Source organism: Phyllobacterium sp. (assembly GCF_037994405.1).
In the GTDB taxonomy this organism is placed as follows: domain Bacteria; phylum Pseudomonadota; class Alphaproteobacteria; order Rhizobiales; family Rhizobiaceae; genus Phyllobacterium.
In genome coordinates this window covers 1-9051 of sequence record NZ_JBBNAN010000058.1, presented here as the reverse complement: position 1 = coordinate 9051, position 9051 = coordinate 1, and the positions used below count along the sequence as shown (strand labels likewise).

7 protein-coding genes are annotated in these 9051 nt (G+C 56.2%); 2 read left to right on the top strand and 5 right to left on the bottom strand.

Annotated elements, in window-relative coordinates:
- From AAAC48_RS03630 to AAAC48_RS03620, 3 genes are all read right to left on the bottom strand, one after another.
- Positions 1 to 534, bottom strand: a 534-nt coding sequence (locus tag AAAC48_RS03630; protein ID WP_340652862.1) for a glycosyltransferase, incomplete at its 3' end; no start/stop codon positions are given.
- A gap of 46 nt (positions 535 to 580) precedes the next feature.
- Positions 581 to 1837, bottom strand: coding sequence for a glycosyltransferase family 4 protein (locus AAAC48_RS03625; protein WP_340652861.1), 1257 nt, complete (start codon positions 1835 to 1837; stop codon positions 581 to 583).
- Positions 1834 to 3093 (bottom strand): glycosyltransferase family 4 protein, encoded by a 1260-nt coding sequence (locus AAAC48_RS03620; protein ID WP_340652860.1) that lies wholly within the window; start codon positions 3091 to 3093, stop codon positions 1834 to 1836. Before AAAC48_RS03620 ends, AAAC48_RS03625 begins: the two co-directional genes overlap by 4 nt.
- 376 nt (positions 3094 to 3469) lie before the next feature.
- Between AAAC48_RS03620 and gmd the strand changes: the two genes are divergently transcribed.
- Positions 3470 to 4540 (top strand): GDP-mannose 4,6-dehydratase, encoded by a 1071-nt coding sequence (gene gmd / locus AAAC48_RS03615; RefSeq protein WP_340652859.1) that lies wholly within the window; start codon positions 3470 to 3472, stop codon positions 4538 to 4540.
- Entirely contained in the window at positions 4524 to 5525 is a 1002-nt protein-coding gene (locus AAAC48_RS03610; RefSeq protein ID WP_340652858.1) for a GDP-L-fucose synthase, read from the top strand. The genes gmd and AAAC48_RS03610 overlap by 17 nt, the downstream gene beginning before the upstream one ends.
- Positions 5526 to 5664: 139 nt before the next feature.
- Here AAAC48_RS03610 and AAAC48_RS03605 read toward each other — a convergent pair whose 3' ends face one another.
- Both AAAC48_RS03605 and AAAC48_RS03600 read right to left on the bottom strand, forming a co-directional pair.
- Complete coding sequence (locus AAAC48_RS03605) at positions 5665 to 6927, bottom strand: polysaccharide biosynthesis/export family protein (protein ID WP_340652857.1); 1263 nt, start codon at positions 6925 to 6927, stop codon at positions 5665 to 5667.
- 8 nt (positions 6928 to 6935) lie between these two features.
- Positions 6936 to 9051, bottom strand: a 2116-nt coding sequence (locus AAAC48_RS03600) for a polysaccharide biosynthesis tyrosine autokinase (protein ID WP_340652856.1), incomplete at its 5' end; no start/stop codon positions are given.

The window sequence follows — 9051 nt, the reverse complement described above, 5'->3', positions numbered from 1 at the left end:
GAGGTTGGGAGCACGGAGCCCAAGCGGACCGAGCAGCTGGGCTTCATCCGCATTAAGCGCCAGAATAAATTTTGCCCGGTCAAGCATCTTTCGATAGCCGACAAACAGCGCCAGCTGCTTCTTCAGGCGCTTTTGGCTCATGCTCCAGACATCGAGCATTCCGTGCGGTTCCAAGCAATAGGGGACGAGGCTTTGCCTCGCAATGCTTGCTGCATTCTTCAGTATGGGCTCCCAAACACCGTGGATATGGACAAATGATGCATCCTTCAGCAGCGTGCGCAGGAGCCAGGAAGCCTTGTAGCCCAGCAGGCGCTCGATCCGGTCGGGGTCTGGAAGAAGGTGCCAGCCGATATTCGAGAAATGGGGCACGTCCCTGGCTGACAAGAATGCGCGCTCCTTTATTTCAATGCCACCATAGCTGATGATGTGTACGTCATGGCCCAGTGCTGATTGGGCCGCTGCCAAACGCACACAGCTACTTTGCGGCCCTCCCTTGGCGGGATCGATCGAGGAGATGACATGGACTATTTTCATGCGGCACACTGCCTGTTTGAGGATCGTTCTGGTGCTTCGGACCTTTTCATGAGTGGATGGCCAGGTTTGGTGTCTGGCGTTGCCCCGGAAGGAAAGACAGAGCATCGAGCAGCCGCTCGCCATAGCGCTTGACGGTGAATTCCGCGGCACGCTCGACGGCGCTCTCGGACATGGCGGCCCTCATTCCCGGATGCTCAGCGAGATTGGTGATTGCCCTGGCGATCGCCTCGCTATCGCGAACGGGAACGATAAATCCCTCAACACCGTCGCGCACAACGCTGCCGGCGTTTTCGGTGCAGATCACTGGCAGTCCCGCTGCAAGCGCCTCATAGATCGCTGTAGCGGATCCTTCGCAGATTGAGGGGAGAAGGAACACATCTGCCCACTCATATTGCTTTGCCATCTCCGAGCGCGGAACAATTCCGCGCAGCTCGACAGATTTCGTGAGGTGCGCCTGGACTTCCGGAGAAAGTTTACATGGTCCCGCCATCCGGAACGTTGCGGATTTATCGAGCAGGCCGGCTGCCTGCGCAACGTAGGGCGAACCCTTTCGCAAACCGACTTCGCCGACCGTCAGGATCCGCAAGGGTCCGCCAATGCGGATGATCTCCTGGGGTGGAAAGTGCGGATCAAAACCATATGGGACAACCACGCACCGCTCGGACTTTCCACCGCGTTTGATGACATTGCTGCGAACAAATTCAGACGGACACACGATGATGTCAGCAAGGTCCCATTCAGCCTTTTCGCGTCCTGCAAAAGCCAGAGCATTGGGATTGTCCGTATAGGCGCCGGCCCACTCCGGAAACCGTTGATGCTCGCCTCTGACCAGGTCTTCAACATCCTCTCGCGGTGCAATCATCTGTTCGACGACGGTCCACATGCCTTGCTGCTTGGCTGCCTGCATTTGTTCCAATGCCTCGCCACCGAAACCATAGAGCCCGGCGGCGTTGTGAAAACCACTCGACGCGACAAGACGCGAGAACTCCGAACCCGCCCATACGGCATTGGCCATATGTTCGATAACATCCTTTTCCTGCAATCTGCGGACCGCTGATCGGATACCAAAGTTCGGGAACGTCGAGGTCAATTCAGGTGGAACGCCCTTCGGCACGCGGCCCGTAAGGCGCTTGACGGATGAGGGAAGCAGGCTGCGTGGCAGGCTGTTTACCAGGCGTGGCCAACCGTTAGTTGCACAGATATCCGTATAGAAATGTGCAAGTTGACCCTCGGATGCAAATATACGTGGCACCGCATAATGCATGCGAGCACCGAGCTGACTGACGACAACCGTACCGTTCATTCTGCTGGTCCATAAACTGAGGATTGTGATGCCACAGCTGATTGCTGTCTGAATTTGTGCATGACGTCGGCCCATGCATTCACTGCGTTCTCCCGTGAGAACACGGTGTCGAGAACCCGCCTTGCATTCAGCCCCATCTGGGCACGCCGGTCGGGAGATTCTTTCATCTCAACAATGAAATCCGCCAGCCGCTGGCCTTCACCGATCTTGACCGCCGCACCGCAATCGGCCGACGCTACAACGCGCGCGACTTCGCCCTTGCTGTCGCCAACAAAGAGCGTTGGGCGGCCCGCAGCCAGAACACCATAAAACTTGCTTGGCACGATGCAGTGCTCAAGTCTCGGTATGAGCGAGACAATATGGGCGTCCGCGGCGCTCAGGCTTTCAGCGATGTTCTGAGCTGGCTGGAGCGGTTTGAAGATGACGTTCTTGAGGTCTCGGTTCCGGACAATTTCTTCCACATGGGCTCGCTGTTGGCCGCCTCCGATCAGCAGAAACTGAATATCCTCATCATCACTTAAGAGGACCGCGGCCTCGAGCAGTGTCGAAAAATCGTGCGCCCGACCGAAATTGCCAGAATAGCCGACTACGAATTTGTCCTGCAAACCCCAGCGTGTCCGCAGGCTGTTGGCGGTCGGAGGTACCGGATAAATCTCCTCGCCGTCCGACCAGTGATGCATGACGGAAACACGATCATTCTCCAGGCCGTGTTCTGTCAGGTACGACGCCATGGTTGCAGTGGGGCAGACGATCATTGCCGATTTCCGCATCGACCAATTGCGTACGACCCTGCTGAGCGTTCCGGGCAGGCTCTTGTTCGACAACATGCCAAGTTCCATGGCCACTTCGGGAAAAAGGTCCATTACCCAATTGACCATTCTTGCCCGGCGCCAGCGGATCGGGAGGGCAGTTGTAACCGACAACAGAGGCGGGTCAGTGCAGACGACACAAATGTCACCTCTTTCCAGATTCCACAGGCACCACAGAAACGCTGAAATGTGGAAGGTGAGATAATCGATCGCTCTGCCGAGAATATTGCTGCGGCCAAAGCGGGTTGCCCAGAGCCGTTTGACACTTAAGCCAGCGACCATTTCCTGTGCCGGTAGCGCGACGTTGGAATGGTCATGCAATGTCCGGCTGGCGATTGCGGTGACTTCAAAGCCGCGTCGAGCGAGCGCAAATGCCAATCCTGAAACCATCCGGCTTGTCGCCGATTGATCAGGGAAGAAATAGCGGTTTGCAAAGACGATTTTCATTTTGAATACCCCAAGCCATGGCGGCACCACCAGCCCAAATAGGAGAATCTGGAAGCCGATTGTTGCAGCTCGTGACCTTCAATGACAGTTCGACAAAGGCACTACGATTGTTGGTGTGGTATTGCCCGCACCTACCACTTCCGGAGAAGTGTCTGTCCGTATTCGCCCCTTTTAGCGGCTTTGACCTGACCGATATGTCTGATGTTCCATCGGGTTAGACACTGATCCTATCCCTATTGCCGAAGTGTATCCTGCCGAGCGCCATCTATAGTGAGATCAACAGGTTTCATCGTTTTCGGCTGCCGTTTCCAACAGGGAAACCGGTCCGGAAGCCAAGGTAACAAGAAGCTTTTAAGGCAAGACCGGGGAACAACGTATGACCGCGAAAACCGCTTTGATTATTGGTGTTACTGGGCAGGACGGCGCCTACTTAAGCGAATTCCTGCTCAACAAGGGATATATTGTCCACGGCTTGAAGCGACGGTCGTCGTCGTTCAATACGGCCCGTATCGATCATCTTTACCAGGACCCGCACGACGAGGACGTCCGTTTTCGGCTGCATTTCGGTGACCTCACCGACGCAACCAACCTTTGCCGCGTGGTTCAGGAAATCCAGCCGGACGAGATCTACAATCTCGGCGCGCAAAGCCACGTGCAGGTCAGTTTCGAAACACCCGAATATACCGCCAATTCCGATGCACTCGGTACGCTGCGCCTGCTGGAGGCAATGCGCATCATGAAAATCGAAAAGACCTGCCGCTTCTACCAGGCATCCACGTCCGAGCTGTTCGGAAAGAGCATTGAGGCGCCGCAGAGTGAGAAGACGGCGTTTTATCCACGCAGCCCCTATGCGGCAGCGAAACTCTACGCATACTGGATCACGGTCAATTACCGCGAAGCCTACGGGTTTCATGCATCCAACGGCATTCTCTTCAATCACGAGAGCCCGTTGCGCGGCGAAACCTTCGTCACGCGCAAGATCACCCGCGCCGTCGCCGCCATCGAACGCGGTCTGCAGGACAAGCTCCGGCTTGGCAACCTCGAAGCCAAGCGTGACTGGGGCCACGCGCGAGATTATGTCGACGGAATGTGGCGTATCGTGCAGCAGGAAACGCCGGACGACTACGTCCTTGCCACCGGAGAAACCCACACCGTTCGCGAATTTGTCGAGAAGGCCTTTGGCACGGTGGGCAAAGAGATCGAATGGACTGGTACCGGTGTCGATGAAATTGGCTACGACCGTAAATCCGGAAAAGAACTCATCGAAATCGACCCTCGCTATTTCAGGCCGACGGAAGTTGAGCTTCTGCTCGGAAATCCCGAGAAAGCGCGCGAGAAGCTCGGCTGGAGCCACACCGTCTCGTTTGATGCGCTGGTTTCCGAGATGGTCGAATCCGATCTGAGAACAATCATGCGTGAAGAAGGGCGAAATGATTTCTATGGCTGACCAGGACATTCATCATTTCGATCTGCGTGGAAAGCGGGTCTGGGTCGCGGGTCATTCTGGTATGGTCGGTTCGGCGTTGACACGCCGACTGCAGCATGAAGGCTGCCAACTGCTCGAAGTGTCGCACGACGAACTCGATCTCACGCGCCAATCGGAAACGGAAGACTGGATGGCGACGGCGCGTCCGGATGCCATCTTCATCGCTGCCGCCAAGGTCGGCGGGATCGTTGCCAATTCAACTTATCCCGTTGATTTCCTTTACGACAACGCGATGATTGCCATGAACATCATGCACACTTCGCATAAGCTCGGTGTGCAGAAATTGCTGTGGCTGGGTTCAAGCTGCGTCTATCCGAAATTTGCCGAGCAGCCGATCCGCGAAGACTCGCTGCTGACCGGTGCGCTCGAGCCGACCAACGAAGCCTATGCAGTCGCAAAGATCGCCGGACTTAAACTCGCCGAAGCCTATGCGCGCCAGTATGGCCGCCGGTTCATCACGGCCATGCCGACCAACCTTTATGGTCCAAATGACAATTTCGATCTTCAGAACGCGCATGTCCTGCCGGCATTGATCCGCAAGATGCATGAGGGCAAAATCGCCAATAGCCCAAGCGTTGTCGTATGGGGCACAGGCAACCCAAAGCGTGAATTCCTGCATGTCGATGATCTTGCCGATGCTTGCGTGTACGTGATGAAGAAGCATCAGGGCCCGGAGATCATCAATATCGGCTCAGGCCAGGAGATATCGATCCGGGATGCGGCGACGCTCATCGCAAAGATCGTGGGCTATCATGGATCCATTGTCTTCGACACAACAAAGCCCGACGGAACGCCGCGCAAGCTGGTCGACCCGACACGGCTGCAGGCAATGGGCTGGGAACCGAGCATCGAGCTCGAAGCGGGTATCCGTGATCTCTACATGCGCTGGCAGCAATCGATCGCATCGCCGACGAATGACGTTCTGACGATATCGGCCGTCAGCTGATCGCACATCAAGGCCAAAACAAGCCGCCGGCGCATAATGTGCCGGCGGCTACTTTTTGTCATCGTATCGATCGATTGAGGCTGGGAACAAAAAGACCATCGGGCTTTGCCGTGCCCGATGGGAGGGTAACTTCATTCGATCAGTTGACCTTTGCGGTCACCTCTTTCGGCATTGTCAATTGCGCACGCAGGATGTCGCCGGCCTTGATCTGATCGTGTTCCGCGAGCTCCGTCTCCAGGTACTGCCCGTTGACGTCGCGAACGACTGTGAACACCAGTTTTACCGCCTGCTCCCGGGTATTGGCCCGCTGAGCGCTGGCCGCGATCTCGGCCATGGTCTGTACGATGAAAGACAAGCGTTTTTTCAGCCGAATGATATCGAGATCGATATCCCGCAGTTCCTTGGCGGCATCGTTTGAACGCTGATCGCGCAGGGCAAGCAGGTTCTGTCCAACGGCGTTTTCGTTCTGCTTCGCCCGCGCGAGAAATGATCCAAATTCCAGGGCGTCGCGACGCATGGCAGACAGCTGGCGCTGCGTATCACGCATTGTCGATTGCGCAGTGAGGCCTTGCGCAACAAGTTTTTCCGAAGCGGCTACGTTCTGCTCCAGAAGAGAGATCTCTTGGTTACGCAGTTTTGTGCTTTCCTCAAGCGTACTGATCTCTTCACTGTAGTTCTGCTTTTGCGCTTTGAGTGCCTCTTCCTGGCTGTGGAGCGCGGCAAGCCGCAGTTCGAAAAGCTTCTGCTCTGAATCGATGACGCCCTGGCGGGCAGCCAGATCGTCGGTACCGGTGTCCTTGTCCACAACGTATTCGAACGACTTGTCATTCAATTCGGCTTCAAGGCGTGTCCGTTTCACGTCCTGAGCAAATAGTTGCAGTGATGTGTCAGAATAGTCCTGACGCGCCGCCACCAACTGGGTGCCTGCCGTATCGAGCCTGTCTGTGGCCTCCTTCAAACCGCCGCTCAAGGCAAACAGTTCAAGCGCGATCATGCCCGGACGATACTCATATTTACCCGGCTTTTGAACGTCGCCGATGACAAATACAGGCGCATATTCCTTGACCGCAACCGAGACGGAAAGACCCGGAATGTGCTGAAGCAGTGCCTGGCTGATCGTGTTGGTGACTTCCGATATATTATGGTCTGCGACCGGAATATTGCCGAGAATGGGATATCCGATTGTTCCATCCACACTCACCGGGAAGGTGCCCGACAGGCCTGCATCGCCGTAGACTGTAATCTGAAGCACGTCGCCGGAGGCGATCTTGTATGGTTCATCGGCCCATGCGGGCGAGGCAGCCGTTGACAGCAACAGCAGTGACGTGAAAGTCCACGCGGTGACCATTCGGTTGATCCGGAGGCCAATTCCGGGACGATTATTTTTCTGTTTGATCAACATTGTCGACCTCATGCTTTCGCGATGGAAGAGCGGGATTTTGCCCGGCTAGCTATTTTCTTGACGACGCTCTCCGAAACCAGCTGGATTTGTGGAAGGGGAATGTCGATCTTCGGTGACCTTCCGCACTTGCGATCGCTGTTGAGAACGATACCACTGACTTTCCGCCCATCCGCACGCAGCCTTGCAATTGTGGCGACGACATCATCTGTATTGGCCGTATCCCGCCGCACCACAACGACCGTGGTGTCGGCCAACGATGCCACGCGGATTGCATCCGCGCTGTTGCCGACGGCAGGGGTATCGATGAGCACGATATCGTACTGGCGCTTGAGCTCGGCGATCATTTTCGAGAATTGCTCATGACCCAGCAGGAACTCTGCCGGAACCTGGCAGGTCTGCGCCGCAATGAAATCGATGGATGATGCCAGATCATGCTGGACGGCGGCTTCGAGCGTCTGCCGGCCGCGGATCACCTCTTCAAGGTAAGGCCCGAACTGGTCCCCGAATTCGTGGGCGACCATCGGGCTGCGGAAGTTGGCATCTACAACTACGGTCCGAATTCCGGTGGCAGATAGCGACCTGGCAAGGCCTGCCACGATCAACGTCTTGCCCTCCTGATCACCCGCCGATGTTATCGCAATGGCGCGGGAAGCTTTCGGTGATGCCGACAGCAACAGATGCGCCTGGAGATCCGCGATCGAGCGACCAAAGCTGGATTGACCATCGCTGACCATCCGTGCTGCTTCCTTGCGTTCCTTGAGCGACAACTGCGGTATCCTGCCGATGATTGGCAGTCGTGTTGCATTTTCAAGCGCTTCGGGTGAACGAATGGATCTGTCGCGCATTTCCAGAAGGAACGCAGCAAACACGCCCAGAGCAATACCGCCGATTGTACCCATGGCGAGCCACGTCGACAGGTGCGGACTTGTTTTCGACATTGCAGGGACAGCGCGTGAAATCATGCGCGCTTCCGCCGAAGCAATGCCATCCTGCTCGATTGTCTGCTTGTAGCGCGTCAGATAGCTCTCATAGATTGCGCGATTGGCGGCAGCTTCGCGGTCGAGTTGGTCCGCATGGACGAGTGCCTGGTTAGCCGTCGACCTGCTGTCCTGTATCTGTTTGAGGTTTGCTTCAACCGCTGCCTGTTGGCGGTGCGTGACGCTAATCTCGTTCCTCAGACTATCGATGATCTGCTGGACTTCCTGAATGATCTGGCCTTTCAGGGATTCGAGCTGCGAGTTCAATTGCGGCAGCTGTGCGCTTTGCGTCGCACCGCTCTGCTTGATCTCCAATATGGCCCGTTCAATACGAGATTGTTCAGTCCGCAACTGCAAGATAGCCGCCGAACTCAGGATTTCCGACAGGGCCACACCCGTATTGCTGTTGGAGGCTTCAATTGCAGTTGATAGCCGCGCTTCCGTGCCGGCGAGTTTGGCCCGCAAATTGGCGAGCTCGGCGTTGAGCGCCGCAATTTGCTGTGACTGAAGGGTCATGCCATTGGCCTTCACAAGGCCTGATTTCTCTCGAAAATCCGCCGCAGCCCGTTCCGACTGTTCCAGAGTGGCGCGCAAGCTGACCAGCTTTCCACCAAGCCAGTCACTGACACGCCGGGTAGCGGAGGTTTGCAGATCAATCTGATAGTCAAGGTAGGCTTCGCCGAATGCATTGGCAACTGCAGCGGAGTATTCGGGATTGTCGCCCCGATAACCGATGTAGATCGTATATGACCGGCCATCATTCATCACGCTGACATTCGACAACAGTTTGTCGATTCTGCCGCGATTGTGATCCTCGTCAGCAGTCGAAATAACAGGGTTGGATTGGTTCCTCGTCGGCGGCAATTGTGGCGCGGTGGTCACTAGTTTGCCTTCAGCGTCAAAGCCCGCGCGGTCAAGTCGCGCAAGCACCTTCTCGGCCATCGACCTTGAACTGATAATGTCGAGCTCGGTTCGCAGGACGGGACTTTCTTGCGGAAGCGGCGAAACCACAGATTCCGTCGGCAATGCCTGCAGTTTGCGCACGTCCAGGGCAAGGATTGCCTCGGATCTGTATTGTGCCGGCGAGACTGAATAGCCGATTACGGACAGACCCGTACATATGGCGATCCCGGACAGAAGAGTGAGT